Genomic DNA, 19,673 nt, shown 5'->3' with positions numbered 1-19,673 from the left:
TCCCTCAAAATGTGACGGTTAGTGATCAGTTAAGTTTTGTCAGCGATCAAAAGTGCCTGAAAGGATAAAAAAATGGCCCTCAAAAGGACCAAATCAGGCAAATTTTAAAAGTAGAGATTATTCAGGTATAATTAAGGTAATTAAGATGATTCGAAACAATAGATATAATATAGGTGGTCACAAATGGTAAAACAAGGCAAATTTGCCAAGTCAAGCAAGCTTCGACAGATAAAAGAAATACGTAAGGCCCGTCAGGAAAAAAATGACCGCACCATCACACCAGCGCAATTTGCCCAATTTGTGTTTGTGCGCTACGGCTTGACGTTAAAAGCCAAGATGATTGGCACTGATAAGGAAACCATCCAACGTTTTCTGATCGAGTGGGTTGACAACGCACCCTTGAATGAAAATTGGTCGATCCAACAACTGGCTGTTGAGACACTTAAGAAAATTAATGTTCGGGTGCCATATCAGTTTTATCGGGCAATCGTCCGAAATTGGTCCAAGTTTCAGCGCTTTTTAAAACGTGAAATTCCGGCAGTCCCGTTAAAAAAACGGTTGTTGCTGACGGATTTTCTGACGAGTGAAGCGTTTGAAAAAGTTGTCGCTCGGCAATTGGCAGCTAATACGTTATTGGCGACACTCGGAAACAATCCTCAATTGATGAAGCAAATTAATCTCAATCAGGTGGCGACACTAGCTGAAAACTTCATGGATGGCAACCATATCAACTGGAAAAAGGTTGAGGCTGCTTTTAAGCCACTCCCGTTTGATTCAAGCACGGCACCGGACACACCGACCAAAAATTGGTTGGCAAAACTGTCCTCAGAAAAGTGAGTGTAACCAAGCAGTTAGACCTCGAACTATCAAGCACTTGGAGTCATACTTAGAAAAGTAAGGTGAAGTTGAAAATGGATGCGAAACATGCCTTGAATTGTGTCAATTTGGTGCCACTCTTTAAATCGCTGCCGCCAGCTGAAAAAACGGCAGTTGCGAATCTAGTGGTCCAACACCACTATCAGAAAGGAACCATCATTTATTTGGCTGGAGATCGGATTGGCCATTTCATGATATTGGAACGTGGACAGGTTAAACTGTCGCAGATTGCAGAAAATGGCAAGGAGCAGCTATTAAAAGTCATGCAGCCGGGAGACTTTGATGGTGAGGCTGCTCTGTTCAGTCGTGATCAGAGAAACGTTACGGCAACGGCCTTGGTCGATTCGACAGTGTGTCAGATTGACCAGGATGCGTTTCAAGACTTATTGAAACAAAGTCCACAATTAGCGGTGAACTTGCTGACAACCATGAGTCAACAGATCAATCATCTTCAAGAAGAGAAGACCGTTTCAGCAACTTCGGATGTTGCAGGTCAATTAGCCAAGTATTTATTGGAAACCAGCGCGTCTTTAAATGAGACCCACTTTAAACTTCCCCTAAAGAAAAAAGACATTGCCACTTTTATTGGGACAACTCCAGAAACTATCAGTCGAACTTTTAAGCAGCTTGTTAAAGCCGGCTTAATTCGTGTGCAGGCGTCGACTGTTGAGATTGTTGACCAAGATAAGTTAACCGAAATGATTTAAACGACACTTACAATAGACTAACAGGGATCAAGGAGTTGGTGATTTATCAGCCGACCTTGATCCCTGCTTTTAAATAGTGACAAAAATCCATTCTATAGTGCATCCCAATTCTCGTGACGCAAGGCCATGCCCCAGTAGCCAAGCTCGTAGGCGCTGCTTCTGATAAAGGCGGTCGTCATGGCTTGTCGCTCTGAATCATCTACCTGCTCAGCTGCTCGATTGGTTAATTGAATCATCTTATTCACGCTATCGGTATACCCCTCACTGTCGTAGGTTTCGATCCACTGCTGATAGAGGGCCACGGGAGAACCCTGACTAATCAATGCCTGGCCGATTTCGTTATACAGCCAGTAGCAGGGTAATAGGGCAGCAATTGCTCGTTGGGGTGACCCCTGATAAAGAGCGGCATACATGTGGTTTACGTAGTTATAAGCGGTGGGCGCAATGGGGGTTAGGGCAACCTCTTCTTTGGTAATATTTAATTGAGTGAAAAAGCCCTTTCGAACCGCAATTTCACCATTTTTAAGTCCCTGAGCGCCATCGCGAAGAAACTGGATAGCTGTTTTGTCAGTGAGCTGATCGGCTATCTTATCATGCAATTTACCAAATTCACTCAGGTAATAGCGGTCCTGTAGTAAGTAGTAGCGAAAGGTCGATAGTGGTAGATCACCGGTGGTCAGTTGCTTGATGAAGGGATGGTGAGCGCTTCGAAGCCAAAGCGGTTTTGCCAGTTCGTGGATTTGAGTGGTAAACGTTGTCAAAATAATAACCTCTTTCTTATTTATCTTGATGGTCTAAGAAGCAGACCTGCTCATGAAAAAAGACCACTTCCAAAAAGAAAATGGCCTTTTAGTCAAGCTCGAATCATTGCTTTTAGACTAGAGGGTCTTCCTTCGGCAGTATTAACTGCATCAGGTTCCATGGGTATTTCTCAGCCGATAACAGCACCCCAGACCATCAGATGAATTTAATTTTTATTGATTAATGCAAATTAAATATACAACAATCACCGTTATTGAGCAACTATAGTTTGAAGCCTTAATACAGTGGTTAGTTTAGCAGAAATCAATCTGATTTATCCTATAAATAACAAATACCATTGATTTATCCGTACGAATATTCTACAATTAAGCAGTAAATGTAATTAATAACGAGCAACTCTGGAGGATAAAACAATGGACGAAAGTCGAGTACGAGACGAAATTGTAAGCGGAAACATTTCGTTAGGTATCGAACTGGGATCGACCCGTATTAAGGAAGTCCTGGTTACCAACGATTTCCAAACAATTGCTTCTGGCGATTATCTTTGGGAAAACGAACTAAATAACGGCATTTGGACTTATCCGATTGAAAAAATCTGGGATGGTATTCAAACCAGCTACGCAACTTTGGCATTAGAAATTCATGATAAGTACGGCGTTGAACTCAAAAAAATTGGGTCAATCGGCGTTAGTGCCATGATGCACGGCTACATGGCCTTTGACAAGGACGGCCAATTATTGGTACCGTTCAGAACCTGGCGGAATAACATTACAGGCCAAGCAGCCGAATCATTAACCAAGCTGTTTAACTTCAACATTCCGGAACGGTGGAGTATTGCCCATTTGTATCAAGCAATTCTCAATAAAGAGGATCATGTTAAGAAGGTTGACTTTTTAACGACCCTTGCCGGTTATGTGACTTGGAAACTTTCAGGTGAACGGGTATTGGGCGTTGGTGATGCGTCCGGTGTCTTCCCAATCGATGAAAAGACCACTTCCTATGATCAAGGGATGATTGATAAATTCAACGGTTTGGCTGAAGTTCAACAATACCCTTGGAATTTAGTTGATATTTTGCCGAAAGTTTTGCCAGCAGGTAAAAAAGCCGGTGAATTGACCGCTGATGGTGCTAAATTACTGGATCAAAGCGGCCAACTTGAAGCTGGTTCTTTGATTGCACCTCCTGAAGGGGATGCCGGGACTGGGATGGTTTCAACCAACAGTGTTAAGAAACGCACTGGTAACATTTCTGCCGGAACATCGGCCTTCTCCATGGTCGTGCTTGATCAACCAATGAAGGCGGTTCACCGCGATATTGATATGGTGACAACACCGGATGGTGCACCGGTTGCTATGGTTCACACTAATAACAGTTCATCCGATATTAACGCTTGGGTGGGTTTATTTGGCGAATTTGCCAAGGCGCTTGGCCTTCAATTAAAGCCGGATGACCTATATGGAACGTTGTTTGCGGAATCTGTTAAGGGTGATCAGGATGCCGGTGGCTTGGTTAACTTTGCCTATCTGTCAGGTGAAAATATCACTAAGATGCCGGAAGGCCGACCGTTATTTGTTCGCAAACCGGATGCTAAATTAAATTTGGCCAACTTTATTAAGACCCAAATTTATTCAGCCTTTGCGCCATTGAAAATCGGGATGGACATTCTATTGCGTGAAGAGCATATTAAGACAAACGTGCTGGTTGCTCAAGGTGGGATTTTCAAGACACCGGTCGTGGCTCAACAAGTATTGGCTGATGCGCTGAACACGCCGATTTCCGTAATGGAAAATGCAGGTGAAGGCGGTCCATGGGGGATGGCAGTTTTGGCTCTCTTCTGTGTGAACCGTAACAATGGTGAGTCTTTGGAAGATTACCTGGCTAACCGGGTCTTTAAGGATGCTACTAAAGCCACTCTTTATCCAGAACCAGCCAGCGTTCAAGGATATGACAAGTTTATTGATAACTACAAGGCTGCTTTGCCGGTTGAAAGTGAAGCCGTTAAATCAATGAAAATGAAATAATGAAAGGTGAATGCAAATTATGCTAGAAGAGCTTAAACAAGAAGTTTACGAAGCAAACATGCAACTACCCAAGTTGGACTTAGTGACATTTACTTGGGGTAACGTTTCCGGAATTGATCGTGACAAAGGCTTGTTTGTCATCAAACCATCCGGTGTTGAATACGATAAGATGAAGCCATCTGATATGGTGGTGGTTGATTTGGACGGTAAAGTGGTTGAAGGGGATCTGAACCCTTCAAGTGATACACCAACGCATACTTATCTTTACAATCATTTTCCAAATATTGGTGGTATCACTCACACCCATTCACCTTGGGGCGTTTCATTTGCTGCTGCTAAAATGGATATTCCAGCGGTCAGCACAACTCATGCCGACACTTTCTACGGTGACATTCCATGTGCCCCGGCATTAAGTGAAAAGCAAATCAAAGAGGCTTACGAATTAAATACGGGTAAGGTCATCGTTGACGAATTTGAGAAGCGGGGCATTGATCCGGATGCTGTTCCAGCAGTTTTGGTTAGCCAACACGGTCCATTCTCATGGGGACCAACACCAGACAAGTCAGTTTACAATGCCAAGGTCTTGGAAGTTTCAGCCGAGATCAGTTACCATGCTTTGCAACTGACCCGGAATGAAATTCATGTTCCACAATATCTTCTGGACAAGCACTACTACCGTAAGCACGGTGCTAACGCCTACTACGGTCAAAACAGTGCCAAGTCAAAGGAACACGCAGAACACGAATAATTAATCACGTTTGCAGGATTGTCATTTTAACGGTCGGGAGCCCTCTTGCAGACGAATTAACTCAAACATATGAAGCCTCAGGTTATTGCTTGGGGCTTTTTTGTATGTTATTGTTCTTACAATTAATGTCTTTAATTTCAATAACCTTTTGACGCAATTGCAACCTGAGCTTGAATCGTTTTGTCAGTAATATTGAATTGAGTTCAGATTTGGCGTTGACCAAGGGCTGTAATCAACCTTTTGAGACTATCGGAAGAGGTTTTATTTCAAAATGAAAACAAAATCAACCTATTTTCGTTTATTCCTAATTTTTGCCATGGGCACCCTAATTGCTTTTCCAGGAAAGTATTTTTTTGCAACCATTGGTTAATCATTCATCCCCACTTGTATTAATGATCGCCATGCCTACTATTGCACTAACATTACTTTGGATTTCTGAAAAAATTGCCGGTACTGATCGATTAGCGTTCACAACCGGACCGTTTGTAATTGGCGTGTTGAGCGGTATTGGCTTGAAGGCCTTGTTTGTCGCCCTAATGTAATTTTTAAATTGAAGTCGATATAGTTGACCAGTTCCTATTCTAAAGATAAACTGACCACAAAATCAGAACGCTTACATGAATGGGGGAGTTAACGATGGCAACTAAGACACCGTTGGTAACAATTTCAATTCCAACTTATAATCTGGGGAAGTACTTGGAAAAAACATTGAATAGTATTTTTAAACAGACTTGCCAAAACTTTGAAATTTTACTGGTTGACGATGCTTCGACGGATCAAACTGCTAAGGTGATTGAGACCTTTGCAAAACAGGATGAGCGGATTAAGCCCCACTACTTTGAAAAACATAAAGGGGTTTCCAAAGCACGTAATTATGCAATTGATCATGCGAAAGGTGAAATTATCGTGTTCGTTGATGGCGATGACCTTTTGGATCCATCGTATTTGGAAGTTATGGTTTCAGGCTTAGCCGATCCCAAAACAGATTTGGTAATTGTTGGCTTTAATTGGAGTTGGCGTGGTTCTCGACATGCCGGACGACCGGAATTTGAAGCCATCACCAAACGGCGGGCCTATGATTCGATTAATTACCGGGGAGATGGCATTGGCGGTTATACTTGGAACAAAGGCTTTCGACTGTCGATTATTCGAGATCATCAAATTCGGTTTGACGAGTCACTGGATTTGGCGGAGGACTTATTGTTTACGGCGGAGTATATGCTGGTTTCCCATAAATTTCTATTTTATGATGCCGCACTTTATAACAAAGTGAACCGTGGCAATAGTATTATTCACAGTGCAACTTACCAAATGCGGGCAAAGGAACGGGTGGTTCGCCGCCATATTGATGAAATGGGAATGACGTTAATGCCATAGAGAACGGGTTCAAGCGCTAATATCAAACTTAAGAGTAGCCTAAAGATGGTTAATGGCATAAACACAAATTGAAGAAATGGGGATGCTAGAGTTGAAGGCTTGGTGGATCACTAATTTGATTATGCTAATATTATTTGGACTGACAACCGTTTTCTTAATGATGCGTCGAGTGGATGGCACTGGGGCTGTTCAAACAACGGGTGATCGATTAGCAGCAATTGGTGTGCTGGGCGTTGTTCTATTAGTAGTTGTCATCATTCAATTGATTAGATTAGCATTGATTAGGAAACGTCTACACTGAATTTCAATGATATTGTAAATGAGGATTTTAAACCCACTGGCCGATTCAGAAGACAATCGGTTGGTGGATTTTGAGTAATCAGGGAATTGATACTTTCAAGTTACGGTATCCTTATTGACAATTCGGGATGTCCTAAAATGGGATAAACACTAACCTCTATTAATTATTACAAAATTGTATTGACACATTTTACGAATTAGTTTAAAACTAAATCGTGGATGCTTTACAAGAACATAATGTTGAGAAATTAGTGGGGCCTGGGGGACTGATTGTGATAAAAGAGATAAATTTAAAGCTGTTTGAGATCCTTTTAATTTTGAGCGGAGTACTTTTGTTTGCAACAACAAAGGTGAACGCAGATGTGGTGGCAAGGTCATTCGATAATATTACCTTGCAGAAGGTGCGACAATTTGAAATGATTTCAGCAACTAAAGTACCTGAACCATATACACGGAACTCTAATGGTCAGGAGCAGGTTTTCCAGAGTTCTCCAAGAGAAGCTTTGAAAGAAACGGTTTTAAATGAGAAAGCTACTTCAAAAAAAGTTAAAGCCGTTACGACAAAAGGTATAGCTAAAAAGGCAACTAATAAGATAAGCAAAAAGCAGTTAAACAGATTGATTAAGAAGGCCCCTAAAGCGACAAAGAAGAAACTTCGGAATGCTTTTAAAAGGGATAGCAAGAAGTACGGCGATAAAAAGGGATCAAAGATGAAATACGCGGCACTTGCTGGAAAGAAAAAGCATCGTAAGGTTAAGAAGGATTTGCAAAAGGGGCCTTCAAAAAAGACTGCCAGTGCCTCAAATATTTCCAGTATTTTAACTGTTTTTGATTCTAAAATAGTTTAAGTGCTGGAACAACAAGCTTTGCTCTTTTAACAGATGGAAATAAAAAGTTTGTTTAGCACTAAATTTGGAAAGGCCTTAGTTGCAGTCCCCGTTTAAAACTGACGGATGATCAATCTTAAAACTGTCGTTGTACGTAAATGATTGCTGAATATTTTTTTCAAGATAGTATCATTCTTTGCGCTTGCGTTAAATTGTGAAAATAGTTTGAAGACTGAGTAAATTTTATGTAAAGAATAATTGAATTTCCACTCTTTTTGGCCAAAAAGCGGTATGATAATTCGGATTAAGAAGTTATTGGAGGTTTGATCGTGCAAGGCACTTCCCGATTTACCAAGCTAATGGCGGTTATTTTAACACTGGCCGGTTTGTTGGCCGGGTTAATGACCGTAACGGCTACTCAAGCCAAGAGTAAAAAAGCGCAGTACCGGTTTGAAGCCAAAGAGATTTATGTCATGGATGCAAAATCCGGACAACTATTATACCAAAAAAACAGTAATCAAAAGCGCCCGATTGCCAGTCTTTCCAAGTTAATGACGTTATATCTAACTAAAAGGGCAATTGATCAGCATCAGTTATCTTGGAATCAAAAGGTTCCGGTTAGTAAGCCATTGATCAAAATGAGTAAAAGCTATGAATTGGGTTCCTTTAAAATTAAGAAATCCAAGCAATATACGGTCAAGCAGCTTTATCAAGCAGCGTTAATCGCCTCATCCAATTCGGCAGCAATTGCCCTTGGTCAGCTGGTAGCTCATGGCAATAACACCAAGTTCATTAAAATGATGAACCAGCAGGCTAAACAATGGCAACTGGATGCCCACTTCGTCAGCAGTTCTGGTTTAGATAATACTGATTTGACCAAGTATCAGCTGCAGGTACCGGGAACCGGAAAAAAAGCACAAAATATGGTGAGTGCCAAAGCGATCTCCACGGTGGCGGCTCACGTATTAAGCGAGTTCCCGACGATTACCAAATGGAGTTCAAAACCGTCAATGAAGGTTGATAAACAAGTCTTGGTCAATAGTAATCGACTGTTGCCAGGCGATGTTTATTATAAGAAGAACGAACACGTTGACGGTCTCAAAACCGGTTTTACAAATAGTGCCGGTCTTTGTTTGACAGCATCATTTTGGCACCACGGCCGGCATTTGATTGCCACAATTATTGATAGTAATACTATTTTTTCATCTATGGAAAAATTGATCCGATCGATTGAAAAGAATTACACAACTGAAACGGTCAAGCTTCATGACCAAACAGTTTCGATTGGTAAACATCAAGTAACTGCATTGCCACAGGATTCTCGAGCCGTTATCTGGCGAACCAAAGCAGCCAAGCCGACACTTCATCAATCATACGCTGGCGAAGCCCGCAAGTTACCGGTTAAGAAGGGGTCAACCATTGGCAAAGCACTTGTAAAGGTCGGCAATAGTACCGCTGAAGTGCCAATGCTGGCTGCCAAAACACTGCAGGCACCTAAAAAGAAGTCGACTGATAAAAAAACCGGGCATGAGTCATTTCTTGCTAAAGTCGGTCATTTCCTGGGCGGGATTATCAGCAGCCTGGTAAGAGTGATTGGCGATCTTTTCAGACATTTATAGCGTAAACCAAGTCAGAGGGAATCATCCTCTGGCTTTTTTACGCTTTTGATACATTAAGATGGCTTATTTTTTACACCGATTTGTTATTTTAATGTTGTCAAGAAAAGGAGGGCTCTTCGATGAAGCTTAAAGGATTGACTAAGAAAGTCTTAGGCATTATTTCAATTTTTTCGATGGCACTTTTATTTGCTGGTTGTTCGAATTCCGCTGCGCATAAAGTCACACACATTACATATTGGCACGTGAACGCGCAGACACTTGGTGGTGCTTCGGTTAATAAGCTGGTTAAAAAGTTTAACGAAACGCATAAAAATATTAAAGTCACGGCCAAGTACAATCCGAATATGTATCAAGGATTAATGCAGAACTTGCAGTCGGCTCAAGCATCTGGAAAAGTCCCGGATGTTGTTCAAATTGGCTGGGCATTTACCAATTATTTTTCAGACAATTTCAAATACATGACACCGACCGATGCAGCTCAGCAATTTGATAAAAACAAGAAGACAATCACGAATAATTTTTCTACTCAAACACTTTCATTTGCGAAGAATGCTAAAGGAAAGCTGGTAGGATTGCCTTACTCACTTAGTACACCCATTCTTTATACTAATGATGATCTGTTAGCTAAGGACGGCATTAAGAAAAGCAGTTTGAAGACTTGGGAAGGGGTTGCCAAAGCCGCCAAAACGATTAAGCAAAAGAGTGGTAAATACGGTGTTTATATCCAAGAGCCGGCTGACACTTGGGCCCAGCAAGCAATGATGCTGAGTAATGGCGCTCAAATTAAAGATGCTAACGGCAAGGCTGCTTTTGCAAGCACTCAGGGGCAGAAAGCTTATCAACTCTATCAAGATATGGTGTTGAAGGATAAGTCGGCCATTCATACGCCATGGAATCAAGGGATGGATGATTTTGTCAATGGCAAAGTGGCGATGGCCTTCACAACGGTTGCTCAAGCATCCCATATTAAGCAGAGTGTCAGTTTTAAAGCCTCTTCTCAATCTGCGCCAACCTTTGATGGCCACAAACTAACGGTTCCGGTTGGGGGTTCAATGTTGGCAATTACGGCCCAAAAAACAGCTCAACAAAAGGCTGCTTGGACGTTTGAAAAGTTTATGTATCAAAATGATTCCTTGCTGACATGGGACAAGGGAACCGGTTATTTACCACCAACAAAGACGTCACTAAAATCGAGTGCGTTTAAAACGTATTTGGCGGCCAATCCGATGATTAAACCAGCTGTTGCGGAGTTACCAAACGCTGTACCTTGGACATCATTTCCAAAGAACGGCCTTCAAGCTGAGCAGGATATGATTGATGCGCGTGACAAGATTCTATCCGGTAGCAACGTCGGGAAAACCCTTAAATCAGCTCAGGAGAAGATCAATGATCAGCAATAATTCGCAAGTTAAAAGTAAGATTGCCAGTCGCTCCGGCCCTAAGTCAAGGGACCGTTTTCGCTATCGAGTTAAACCGTTGCTGTATTTTTTGCCATCGGCTTTGTTACTGTTGGTGTTTATCGTGGTACCAGTGGGATATACGTTTTATCTCAGTTTTTTTAATTGGAATTTAATCGCACCGACCAAGGAATTTGTCGGCTTACAGAATTACATTAGCATTTTAACGGATCCAATTAATCAAAAAGTGATGGTTAACACGCTCATCTACATTGGCCTGTTGCTAATCTTGAACTTTATTTTTCCTTATTTGATTTCATTGATTGTCAATTTCTTTATTGGAAAAATGAAGGGGGCTTATAAGATTTTGTTTTTTATTCCAAGCCTGTTTTCATTAGTTGTTGGGGCAATGCTTTTCTCATGGATTTTGAACCCGGTGTCTGGACCATTGGCCTTAATGCTGCGTGACTTTGGGATGAAACTGCCACAATGGACCAATTCAGGTGCAATGGCGATTGTCGTCATCTGTTTAATTACTAATTGGAAAGTTTTTGGCTATAATTTTATTTTACTTTTGACCGGACTGGGCACAATTCCCAAAAATATTCTGGATGCGGCGGCACTTGATGGGATTCCTAAGTGGCGGGTAATTTGGAATATTGTGTTACCAATGAACCGAGGCGTTGCCGTTTACGTTTTGATTTTAACGATTGTTCAAGGCCTTCAATACGTTTTTACGCCATTGAACGTGATTACACAGGGTGGTCCGGATTACGGATCCTCTAACCTTTTGTACCACACCTATTTAAATGCGTTTGTCCTTTATAAAACGGGAAATGCCTCCGCTTTAGCAACGGTCACTTTGATTATTTTCCTAGTGTTACTGCTGGTTGAAATGAAATTTGTTGAAGGGAGACATCAAGATGGTGACTGAACGACGGCATGCTTTGTGGCATATTTTGTTACTACTGATTTGTATTGGCGTGATTGTGCCGGTCCTTTTTATGATTGCTAATTCTTTTAAAACGCTGCAGGAATCTTATCACGCCATTTTGCAGCTGATCCCAAGCCACCCGACGTTGTCTAATTACCAAACGTTAAATCGGCAAATTAATCTTCTTCAGATGATCAGCAATACATTTTTGATGGCAACCTTGGTGACACTCGGAAAAGTGCTAACCGGTTTATTGGCTGCTTATGGCTTTTTAAACTTTCATTTCAAGGGTCGTCGGCTGGTTTACTTTTTATTTGTGGCCACAATTTTTGTCCCCTTCACAACCGTGATGATTCCAAACTATTTGGTGATCTCAAAAATGAATTTGTTGAATAACGTTGTTGGCGTCGCACTACCTCAAATGTGTGACGCAACGGGCATTATGCTGTTTCTAAAAGCCATGGAAAAGATTCCCAACTCTTTGATCGAGGCAGCCAAAGTGGATGGAATTCCCGATCGACGAATCTTCAGTAATTTGGTTGTGCCGTTATTAAAGCCAAATATTATCAGTGTTGGTGCGATTTTCTTTATCAATAGTTGGAACGAGTATGTCTGGCCAACACTGGTGTTAAAAGACAAGAGTAGCTTTACATTACCGTTGGCACTTCAAAATTATATTTCAAGTGAAGGTGGGACTAACTTTCCGTTGGCGATGGCGTTGGCCGTCATCATGATCATGCCGCCGCTTTTGATATACATTGTCTTTCAACGATATATTTTGAGTAGTATCAGTCAGTCAGGTTTGAAGTGAATGAGGAGAAATCAAGATGGCATCTAATGGATTTTCAGTTGAATTAAAGGACGTCTCGAAAAGTTATCATAAAAAGACAAATGTGATCAACCAAATGGATCTATTGGTGAGGCCGGGAGAACTCCTGGTTTTTCTGGGACCTTCAGGCTGTGGCAAATCAACAACGTTAAGAATGATTGCCGGTCTTGAGAAACCAACTGCCGGTCAAATTTTAATCGATGGCCGCGATGCCACAGCGATGACAAGTCGCCAGCGAAATATTGCGATGGTTTTTCAGGATTACGCCCTTTACCCTAATATGACCGTTTATCAAAATTTGGAGTATGCCTTGAAAGTTCACAAGGTGGCCAAATCAGTTCGGCAGCAGCGATTGGCGGCGATTTTAGCATCCTTAAATTTGAAAGATTATCGAGACCGGTATCCGGCCCAACTTTCCGGTGGTCAAAAACAGCGGGTAGCTTTGGGGAGAGGAATGGCGAAGAAAAGCAAGATCTTTTTACTTGATGAACCACTATCTAATATTGACGTTCAATTAAGGGAAAAGCTCGTGATCAGCTTTTACAGCTTCACAAGCAAAACCAACAAACCATCATCTACGTCACCCATGATCAGCAGGAGGCAATGGCACTGGGGGATCGAATCGCGGTCATTAATGATGGGAAGATTCAGATGATTGCCACCCCTGATCAACTATACCGGCACCCGGTCAATCTATTTGTAGCCAAGTTTGTTGGAACGCCCCAAATTAACCTATTACCGGTTCAATTTGATCATGGTAATTTGATTAGTGATGACCAAATAATTGTTTCGAACCTCAGCCAATCCGTTTGGGAGGCGCTAGTTGAAGGCCAGCATTACTTACTGGGGATTCGACCGGAAAATATTCAATTACATGCGCAACCGGTTCCTGGAAGCTTCCCGATTGAAGTTCAAACCGTCTTGGATTACGGTAGATTCAAACAGCTAACTTGTCGAGCGTTTAAAAACAGTCAGTTAAAAGTGGTCGTTAATCGGTGGTCTAAAACGGCACCGAAAACAGCCTACGCTCAACTGGATGACTCGGCGGTGCTGTTATTTGACAGTCAGACAAAAGAAAACGTCGTTGATCAGCAATTAAATGATGAATTGGAGTGATGAGAATGGCTCAGTGCAAAATTGTTCAAATTTCTGACACCCATTTAACACCGGCGGGCGCTTCACCCGCTAATCACCAGCAGATTGATCCTGAAGAAAAGCTGCGAACCGTTTTTGATGATATTTATACAACCAATGTTAATCCTGATTTAATCGTCATTAGTGGTGATTTGATCCATGAAGGGGATGCAGAATCCTACGCTGATTTTCACCATTTATTGGACCAGGAGCAGGATCGCCTGATGGCACCAATCAAAGTCATTCTAGGAAACCATGATCGAACGGATCAGTTTTACAACGGCTTTTTGGGTCGAAGGCACGTTGCTAACCGCTATTATTACCATGAGTCGTTAGATCAATGGGATGGCTATTTTTTGGACACCAAATGTGGCAACATTGAACAGGGTTATCTGGATCAAACCCAATTACAGTGGCTAAGCGGCCAATTGAAAGAATCAACGAAACCGGGCATCATTTTTATGCACCATCCCTTGTTCGGGCCGCCTCTCCAACAGATGCGTTACAGTATCCTGCAAAATGGGGAAGATTTGTTAAAAGTAATTGATCACACCAACATTAAAGCCATTTTTTCAGGGCATGTCCATTTTGCCAATAGTTACTTGGTGGACGGAATTTTAAACGTGGTGGCTGATTCCACAGCTTATCATATTAACTGCGCCAACCCACACGAACATTTCGTGACCGATGGAACAGCCTATAATGTGATTACTCTAGACGGGGCGGCCATCGGCGTTGAACAGCGCTTGCTCTATCTGGGGACCAAGACCATTAACTCGTTTAAAATCCCCAATACAGACTTTGTTGATCGAAAAGTTTTGATGCAGGCCTGGCATCATTTAATGAGTCATGAGTAGGAGGGATTCTATGACTTGAGCTTGGAATAAAGAGCCATATCCCTGAACTGGCCGTTATAAAAAGCATATTGTTTTAGGAGACCATCTAAGTGAAAACCTCGACGTTCAGCGACGTTGCGGCTTTTTTTGTTACGCACATCGGCCAAGATTTCGAGACGGTTCATCTGCAATTCCTGAAAGGCGATGGTTTCAAGTTCACGAACGGCTGCGGTCATGATGCCGTTTCCCTGCAAACTGCCGGTTAGCCAATAGCCAATTTGACAGCGGTGATGGTTGTGATTAATTTGATGGAGATCGATAATCCCGGCAATGTCACCTTTATAGAGGATAGCCGCAAACCAGAATGAGTTAGCTGCCATTCGTTGACGACCGTTTTTGATAAAAGCTTTTTCGTCGTTAACCGAAAATGAGTCTTTAACCCATGGCAGCCATTCACCAAATTCGGTACGGTTGGCTTCAATAAGCTCAAGTAAATTAGTTGCGTCACGTTCTTCAGGTAGTTTAAAGGCCAATGTTTCGTTAACTTTATGAACAAACATTTTGATTTCCCCTTTGTGGTTTATTTGTGTCCAGTATACGCTATTGGGAAAATAAACGATGGTGCCAAAAACGGCCCGACAAATTTCAATTACAAAATTTGCCGGACCGTTTCATCTGCCTGCTACAAGTTATTAGTGCCTCGAAGCAAGGTGATGATTGGTAAATCTAAATCCAAGGAGAACCAACGCTGCCGCAATTAAGAATGATAACAAACCAGGTAAAACTGTTGTGAAACCGAAACTGGCAACAATCGAAGCGAAGATTGTGCCAATAATCAGAGTTAACAGACCAATTAACGTGATTTTGAAGTTTTCATCCATCATGATATCGCTCCCCTAAAATTAGTGAAAAACGGCAAGCAATTTGGCGGAGTTGGAGGGTGAGAAACCACCACTTCACACTCTAAATTCAAGGAATTGATTGAAGCGTAGCAACAAATTGTCTGCGTTTCTCCACGCCCTTATTATACCGACCTTACATCAAAATGTCAGGCGTTTTGAACACAAATTATGAACATTTTTCACTACCCGAATTGTCAAATCAAGTGCAACACTTGGGAGACACTACTTCATAGTGGTCTAGTTAACTAATCAAATAAAGTATCGTATGAACTAAAGACTTTGGTAGGCGTGGCGTAGTTTAAGATGCGACGTAGTAGTATGCTTGATCTGGGTCATAGAGAAGTCCTTTCTTGAGTTGTTTAGTCACTATCAAGCGTAGGTCTCTATGGCCTATTTGTATACCTGGCTCAGCGTTGCAGTTCAATTTTAAATCCGGGAACATTTTTCACTATGTGTTTATATATTATGAACACGTGTTAACTAGTTTTAAAAGAGCTCGGAAAATTAGGCGGGGTAAGAATGATGACCTGCATGTTGATTGGGAACTTGGAATGATGCACCGACTTGAAATGGCGATTTCAGTATGTTATTTTAAGTTTATACTAAACAAGGATGTGACCAAGCGTTGAAACTAACAAATCGTTAATCAGAATTAAATACCAACTGGTTTTTTTTAAGACAGGGGTAGTCTGTGCGATTTGTGAATTTCAATGGCTTGTTGTTTTGAGTGGCTGCTACTCAAAGAATGGCATCAGCGATTTGAATAAGATTGACGATTCCCGTGGGCAATTTGGTTGCAACGGGGATTAGCTTTTAAGAGTGAATTGGACAGCTGCCCCGTTAAATCGGGGGCGACGTGTTTATGGGAAACATTCAAGTGAAAAATCTGTCATTTCGGTATAGTGACATGACAAAGAATTTGTTTAATCGATTCAGTTTAAATATTGATGAAAGTTGGAAATTGGGCCTGATTGGTCGAAATGGTCGTGGAAAAACGACTTTTTTAAAACTGTTACTTGGGAAATACGTTTATTCGGGAGAAATTCAATCAAGTGTCCGATTTAAATATTTTCCGCAACCGATTGCTAATCCAACGGCGAAGACATCGGACATTTTAAAAGCCATTACGGGTTTAGCTGACAATGACTTATGGAAAGTTCAATTAGAAATGAATAAATTAGGGCTTACCGATGCCCTGTTGACACGACCTTTTTCGACGTTGAGTCCCGGTGAACGGACTAAATTACTACTGGCTGGATTATTTGTCGATGATGGCACCTTTCAGCTGATCGATGAGCCAACAAACCATTTGGATATGATTGGTCGGCAGACAGTTGCCAACTATTTGCAAACCAAGCGGGGGTTCATTGTTGTCAGCCATGATCGACACTTTATGGATCAGGTGATTGACCATGTGTTGTCGATCGACCGGGCAAAAATTCAACTTTTTGACGGCAATTATGAGACGTGGCAACACGAGTATAACCGGCAAAATTTGGCGGAACATAATGAGAAGCGTCATTTGCAAACTGAAATCAAACGGCTGCAAGCAACTGCCGATCAGGTGAAGCAATGGGCCGGCCAATCAGAAAACAAAAAATCAAAAGCGAGTTATCGCGGTCAAAAAACGGTTGATCTTGATAAAGGGTTTATTGGCCATAAAGCGGCTAAGGTGATGAAACGTTCTAAAAACACACTCAAGCGAACCGAAGCAGATATTGATAAAAGAAAGTCACTGTTAAAAAATGTGGATGAGGTGGTGCCGTTAACCTTGAATTATCAACCGCCTTATCAAAAGCACATTTTGAGATTGGCAGAATTTCAGGTGTGGCGCAATCAAAGGATTTTGAATTGGCCATTAACAATTGATTTGCAAAAAGGGCAGCGGCTTGTTTTACAGGCTCCTAATGGTTTTGGCAAAACAACAATTCTAAAAGCCCTTTTGGGTCAGAAACAGTTGATTGCCCATGGCAGTTATGAGTTGAGCCGGACAGTTAAAATTTCTTATCTCATGCAGAATTTTGAAACGTTGACCGGTGATTTGCCGGATTACGCCGCTAATTTTGACATTGACTTATCGAGCCTTTTAAATATGCTGCGAAAATTAGGCTTTGAAAGAAGTGCTTTTTCTAAAAATCTGGCTGATCTCAGTATGGGTCAGAAACGTAAAGTGTCGTTGGCCCGCTCATTATGCGAACCTGCTAATTTCTATCTTTGGGATGAGCCCTTAAACTATTTGGATGTGATCACTAGGCGCCAAATTCAGGCGTTAATTTTAGCGGTTCAACCGACGATGCTGGTGATCGATCATGATCAGGATTTTGTGAAGGCCATTGCGACAGAAGCGCCAATTAACTTGGCTAAGGAAACTCATTAAGGAGATGGGATCATTGAAGGCGCTGTCGATTAAACAACCATATGCTTGGCAAATCATTATTGGCCAAAAGCCATTCGAATATCGAAGCTGGCTGCCGGGAAAAGTCACCACCTTTTTGTTGGTTAGTGCGGCCACCCCGTCAGCGACTGACTTTGGCTGGGGATTGGCGAATGGCCTGGCACTTGCGATAATTTCGATTGGCCGGGTGTCACGAGAAAAGCACTATGGTAATTATGCTTGGCCGGTTCAAGTGGTTGATTTGGTCAAACCGTTTCCGGTAAAAGGCCGGCTTCACTTCTATGAGGTTGATGATGCTAAAATCACACGTTTACCAGATCTGACTCACTCGTTACTGGCTTATCGCCAAGATCAAACGAGTGATCAGGCAATCGATTTTATTAATCAGTACCAGCGGCCATTGATGGCTATTGGTTATCGTCAAATGCCGAAAAAATACCAAAAGCAATTCGAAGCAACTAAGAGTTGGCAAGCGGTGCGCGAACTTTGGTTAAAAAGGCACGCCAATTAAAAAGGTGATCGTCCTCACAGGGGTTCTGTGGGAACGGTCACCTTTTAATTAAACGACTTATAATTTGGCACTTGCCAAAGTTTGCAATGATGCATCAATTTTTTCAGCACACATGCGGCCTTCATGGATGCCCCAAATGACGAGGCTGGGACCGCGTCGACAGTCACCGGCAACGTAAACCTGATTGTCGTTGGTTGTATAGTTACCGTTTTTCTTGGTGATGCTGAATTGGTCAAACAACCACTGTTCGGCGCCGGTAAAGCCCATTGCCAGGACAACAACGTCGGCTTTAACTTTTTTGCCGGTACCGGGAATTGGCTTGAAATGATCCACCTGGCTGATCTCAGCTTCTTGAACGTGGCCTTTTTCACCAAAGAAGGCGGTAGCAGTTGACGAATACTTGGTGATGTCGCCAAACAATGCCTTGGCTTCCTTTTGCCCATAACCGGTTTTCAAAACCATTGGCCACTCAGGCCATTGATTTTGTGGGGTTCGTTCTTTAGGCAGGGCCGGTGTGATTTCCAATTGGGTAATCCCGGCACAACCTTGGCGGATCGCGGTGCCGATACAATCATTACCGGTATCACCACCGCCAAGAATCAGAACGTGTTTGCCTTTCAAACGATTGTTAGCCTGGGTGCCATTTTTCAGCACGTCCTTAGTAGCCATTTTCAGAAATTCAGCCGCTTGATAGATTCCCGTCAGGTCGCGGCCCTTAACGTCGAGGTCACGGGCTTGACGGGCACCGGTACAAAGAACAATTCGGTCAAATTGCTGCTTAAGTTCAGCTGCTGAAATGTCTTTACCAACTTCGGTGTTGGGAACTAATTCAATGCCCACCTGTGAAAGGGTTTTGATTCGGCGCTGGACGATTTCTTTCGGCAATTTCATATTTGGGATGCCATACATTAGAAAGCCGCCAAAACGATCGTCACGCTCAAACAAAGTGACCGAATGGCCAAGCTGATTTAAACGCCAAGCCGCAGAGATACCAGCTGGCCCGCTGCCGATAACGGCAATCTTTTTGCCGGTTCGGTGCAGCGGTTTGCCAGAGTCAACCACCCAGCCATTTTTAAAGGCTTGTTCGATAATAAATTTTTCGTTGTTTCGAATGGTAATTCCGGGACCATTTAACGCTTGGACACAGGAAACCTCGCAGGGAGCCGGACAAACCCGACCGGTCATATCCGGCAGCATATTGGTTCGACTCAATCGTTCAAATGCCCGGCGATCCTGATCACGGTATACCAAGTCATTCCATTCGGGAATCAAATTGTCGTTTGGACAGCCACTAACTGCTCGGCCACCGCCGAAGAAAACCCCGTGGTGACAAAATGGAATGCCACAGTTCATGCAACGGGCAGCCTGTTGACGTCGATCAGCATCGCTTAAATCCAATTCCATCGCGTTAAAATCCTTGACGCGCTGCATAATTGGCCGCATCGGATTATCTTTTCTGGGGTATTTTAAAAATCCTCTTGGATCTGCCATTTTGAAT

General features: G+C 42.4%; 21 protein-coding genes and 1 riboswitch. Of the genes, 17 read left to right on the top strand and 4 right to left on the bottom strand.

The features are described 5' to 3' along the window. Nucleotides 1–183: 183 nt before the first annotated feature. Together ED605_RS00410 and ED605_RS00405 are read left to right on the top strand one after the other, a co-directional pair. Entirely contained in the window at nucleotides 184–837 is a 654-nt protein-coding gene (locus tag ED605_RS00410; RefSeq protein WP_121976961.1) for a hypothetical protein, read from the top strand. Between the two features lie 74 nt (nucleotides 838–911). Further along, on the top strand, nucleotides 912–1,583 hold the full coding sequence (locus tag ED605_RS00405; protein ID WP_121976960.1) for a Crp/Fnr family transcriptional regulator: 672 nt from the start codon (nucleotides 912–914) through the stop codon (nucleotides 1,581–1,583). Between the two features lie 92 nt (nucleotides 1,584–1,675). Here ED605_RS00405 and tenA read toward each other — a convergent pair whose 3' ends face one another. Next, complete coding sequence (gene tenA / locus ED605_RS00400) at nucleotides 1,676–2,344, bottom strand: thiaminase II (RefSeq protein ID WP_121976959.1); 669 nt, start codon at nucleotides 2,342–2,344, stop codon at nucleotides 1,676–1,678. Nucleotides 2,345–2,454: 110 nt separating this feature from the next. Beyond that, nucleotides 2,455–2,545: riboswitch (TPP riboswitch) on the bottom strand. A gap of 213 nt (nucleotides 2,546–2,758) precedes the next feature. Here tenA and ED605_RS00395 point away from each other — a divergent pair. The 13 genes from ED605_RS00395 to ED605_RS00340 all read left to right on the top strand — a co-directional run bounded on the left by ED605_RS00395 (nucleotide 2,759) and on the right by ED605_RS00340 (nucleotide 14,388). Beyond that, nucleotides 2,759–4,366, top strand: a complete 1,608-nt coding sequence (locus tag ED605_RS00395; protein WP_121976958.1) for a xylulokinase — start codon at nucleotides 2,759–2,761, stop codon at nucleotides 4,364–4,366. 19 nt (nucleotides 4,367–4,385) lie between these two features. After that, complete coding sequence (locus tag ED605_RS00390) at nucleotides 4,386–5,114, top strand: L-ribulose-5-phosphate 4-epimerase (RefSeq protein WP_121976957.1); 729 nt, start codon at nucleotides 4,386–4,388, stop codon at nucleotides 5,112–5,114. Nucleotides 5,115–5,467: 353 nt separating this feature from the next. Next, on the top strand, nucleotides 5,468–5,656 hold the full coding sequence (locus ED605_RS00385) for a hypothetical protein (RefSeq protein WP_121976956.1): 189 nt from the start codon (nucleotides 5,468–5,470) through the stop codon (nucleotides 5,654–5,656). A gap of 94 nt (nucleotides 5,657–5,750) precedes the next feature. Beyond that, nucleotides 5,751–6,491 carry a glycosyltransferase family 2 protein gene (locus tag ED605_RS00380; RefSeq protein WP_121976955.1) on the top strand — a complete coding sequence of 247 codons (741 nt, stop codon included), beginning with the start codon at nucleotides 5,751–5,753 and terminating at the stop codon, nucleotides 6,489–6,491. A gap of 82 nt (nucleotides 6,492–6,573) precedes the next feature. Beyond that, nucleotides 6,574–6,792, top strand: a complete 219-nt coding sequence (locus ED605_RS00375; protein WP_162919708.1) for a DUF3923 family protein — start codon at nucleotides 6,574–6,576, stop codon at nucleotides 6,790–6,792. Nucleotides 6,793–7,063: 271 nt separating this feature from the next. Next, nucleotides 7,064–7,639 (top strand): hypothetical protein, encoded by a 576-nt coding sequence (locus ED605_RS00370; protein WP_121976953.1) that lies wholly within the window; start codon nucleotides 7,064–7,066, stop codon nucleotides 7,637–7,639. Nucleotides 7,640–7,947: 308 nt separating this feature from the next. Beyond that, entirely contained in the window at nucleotides 7,948–9,237 is a 1,290-nt protein-coding gene (locus ED605_RS00365; protein ID WP_225419001.1) for a D-alanyl-D-alanine carboxypeptidase family protein, read from the top strand. Nucleotides 9,238–9,356: 119 nt separating this feature from the next. Further along, on the top strand, nucleotides 9,357–10,637 hold the full coding sequence (locus ED605_RS00360; protein ID WP_121976952.1) for an ABC transporter substrate-binding protein: 1,281 nt from the start codon (nucleotides 9,357–9,359) through the stop codon (nucleotides 10,635–10,637). Further along, nucleotides 10,624–11,568: a carbohydrate ABC transporter permease gene (locus ED605_RS00355; RefSeq protein ID WP_121976951.1), complete on the top strand. Its 945-nt coding sequence runs from the start codon at nucleotides 10,624–10,626 to the stop codon at nucleotides 11,566–11,568. The genes ED605_RS00360 and ED605_RS00355 overlap by 14 nt, the downstream gene beginning before the upstream one ends. Further along, complete coding sequence (locus ED605_RS00350; protein WP_191981320.1) at nucleotides 11,558–12,379, top strand: carbohydrate ABC transporter permease; 822 nt, start codon at nucleotides 11,558–11,560, stop codon at nucleotides 12,377–12,379. Before ED605_RS00355 ends, ED605_RS00350 begins: the two co-directional genes overlap by 11 nt. A 16-nt stretch (nucleotides 12,380–12,395) precedes the next feature. Then, complete coding sequence (locus ED605_RS14705) at nucleotides 12,396–13,052, top strand: ABC transporter ATP-binding protein (protein ID WP_225419000.1); 657 nt, start codon at nucleotides 12,396–12,398, stop codon at nucleotides 13,050–13,052. Beyond that, on the top strand, nucleotides 13,001–13,513 hold the full coding sequence (locus tag ED605_RS14700) for an ATP-binding cassette domain-containing protein (RefSeq protein WP_225418999.1): 513 nt from the start codon (nucleotides 13,001–13,003) through the stop codon (nucleotides 13,511–13,513). The genes ED605_RS14705 and ED605_RS14700 overlap by 52 nt, the downstream gene beginning before the upstream one ends. Next, entirely contained in the window at nucleotides 13,513–14,388 is an 876-nt protein-coding gene (locus tag ED605_RS00340) for a metallophosphoesterase family protein (RefSeq protein WP_121976950.1), read from the top strand. The genes ED605_RS14700 and ED605_RS00340 overlap by 1 nt, the downstream gene beginning before the upstream one ends. Nucleotides 14,389–14,396: 8 nt before the next feature. Here the strand turns inward: ED605_RS00340 and ED605_RS00335 are convergent, their stop codons facing one another. Further along, the gene (locus ED605_RS00335) at nucleotides 14,397–14,927 is read right to left on the bottom strand and encodes a GNAT family N-acetyltransferase (RefSeq protein ID WP_121976949.1); all 531 of its coding nucleotides are present in this window, start codon (nucleotides 14,925–14,927) and stop codon (nucleotides 14,397–14,399) included. Between the two features lie 132 nt (nucleotides 14,928–15,059). Continuing rightward, nucleotides 15,060–15,251, bottom strand: a complete 192-nt coding sequence (locus tag ED605_RS00330; protein ID WP_225418997.1) for a hypothetical protein — start codon at nucleotides 15,249–15,251, stop codon at nucleotides 15,060–15,062. A gap of 880 nt (nucleotides 15,252–16,131) precedes the next feature. On the opposite strand from ED605_RS00330, the gene abc-f reads away from it, so the two are divergent. Both abc-f and ED605_RS00320 read left to right on the top strand, forming a co-directional pair. Next, entirely contained in the window at nucleotides 16,132–17,646 is a 1,515-nt protein-coding gene (gene abc-f, locus ED605_RS00325) for a ribosomal protection-like ABC-F family protein (protein WP_121976948.1), read from the top strand. A gap of 4 nt (nucleotides 17,647–17,650) precedes the next feature. Further along, nucleotides 17,651–18,175: an ASCH domain-containing protein gene (locus ED605_RS00320; RefSeq protein ID WP_225418996.1), complete on the top strand. Its 525-nt coding sequence runs from the start codon at nucleotides 17,651–17,653 to the stop codon at nucleotides 18,173–18,175. A gap of 57 nt (nucleotides 18,176–18,232) precedes the next feature. Here ED605_RS00320 and ED605_RS00315 read toward each other — a convergent pair whose 3' ends face one another. Beyond that, complete coding sequence (locus ED605_RS00315; RefSeq protein ID WP_121976946.1) at nucleotides 18,233–19,666, bottom strand: glutamate synthase subunit beta; 1,434 nt, start codon at nucleotides 19,664–19,666, stop codon at nucleotides 18,233–18,235. Nucleotides 19,667–19,673: the final 7 nt, after the last annotated feature.

This window comes from Lentilactobacillus raoultii (assembly GCF_900411375.1).
In the GTDB taxonomy this organism is placed as follows: Bacteria; Bacillota; Bacilli; order Lactobacillales; family Lactobacillaceae; genus Lentilactobacillus; species Lentilactobacillus raoultii.
The sequence above is the reverse complement of the archived record's forward strand: the minus strand, read 5'-3'. Positions and strand labels throughout refer to the sequence as shown.

Excerpts from the sequence above, each read along its gene's own strand:
- ED605_RS00410 (WP_121976961.1), top strand. The coding sequence starts at position 184 with ATGGTAAAACAAGGCAAATTTGCCAAGTCAAGCAAGCTTCGACAGATA.
- ED605_RS00405 (WP_121976960.1), top strand. The coding sequence starts at position 912 with ATGGATGCGAAACATGCCTTGAATTGTGTCAATTTGGTGCCACTCTTT.
- ED605_RS00395 (WP_121976958.1), top strand. The coding sequence starts at position 2,759 with ATGGACGAAAGTCGAGTACGAGACGAAATTGTAAGCGGAAACATTTCG.
- ED605_RS00390 (WP_121976957.1), top strand. The coding sequence starts at position 4,386 with ATGCTAGAAGAGCTTAAACAAGAAGTTTACGAAGCAAACATGCAACTA.
- ED605_RS00380 (WP_121976955.1), top strand. The coding sequence starts at position 5,751 with ATGGCAACTAAGACACCGTTGGTAACAATTTCAATTCCAACTTATAAT.
- ED605_RS00375 (WP_162919708.1), top strand. The coding sequence starts at position 6,574 with ATGCTAGAGTTGAAGGCTTGGTGGATCACTAATTTGATTATGCTAATA.
- ED605_RS00360 (WP_121976952.1), top strand. The coding sequence starts at position 9,357 with ATGAAGCTTAAAGGATTGACTAAGAAAGTCTTAGGCATTATTTCAATT.
- ED605_RS00355 (WP_121976951.1), top strand. The coding sequence starts at position 10,624 with ATGATCAGCAATAATTCGCAAGTTAAAAGTAAGATTGCCAGTCGCTCC.
- ED605_RS00350 (WP_191981320.1), top strand. The coding sequence starts at position 11,558 with ATGGTGACTGAACGACGGCATGCTTTGTGGCATATTTTGTTACTACTG.
- ED605_RS14705 (WP_225419000.1), top strand. The coding sequence starts at position 12,396 with ATGGCATCTAATGGATTTTCAGTTGAATTAAAGGACGTCTCGAAAAGT.
- ED605_RS14700 (WP_225418999.1), top strand. The coding sequence starts at position 13,001 with ATGGCACTGGGGGATCGAATCGCGGTCATTAATGATGGGAAGATTCAG.
- ED605_RS00340 (WP_121976950.1), top strand. The coding sequence starts at position 13,513 with ATGAGAATGGCTCAGTGCAAAATTGTTCAAATTTCTGACACCCATTTA.
- ED605_RS00335 (WP_121976949.1), bottom strand. The coding sequence starts at position 14,927 with ATGTTTGTTCATAAAGTTAACGAAACATTGGCCTTTAAACTACCTGAA.
- ED605_RS00330 (WP_225418997.1), bottom strand. The coding sequence starts at position 15,251 with ATGATGGATGAAAACTTCAAAATCACGTTAATTGGTCTGTTAACTCTG.
- abc-f (WP_121976948.1), top strand. The coding sequence starts at position 16,132 with ATGGGAAACATTCAAGTGAAAAATCTGTCATTTCGGTATAGTGACATG.
- ED605_RS00320 (WP_225418996.1), top strand. The coding sequence starts at position 17,651 with ATGGGATCATTGAAGGCGCTGTCGATTAAACAACCATATGCTTGGCAA.
- ED605_RS00315 (WP_121976946.1), bottom strand. The coding sequence starts at position 19,666 with ATGGCAGATCCAAGAGGATTTTTAAAATACCCCAGAAAAGATAATCCG.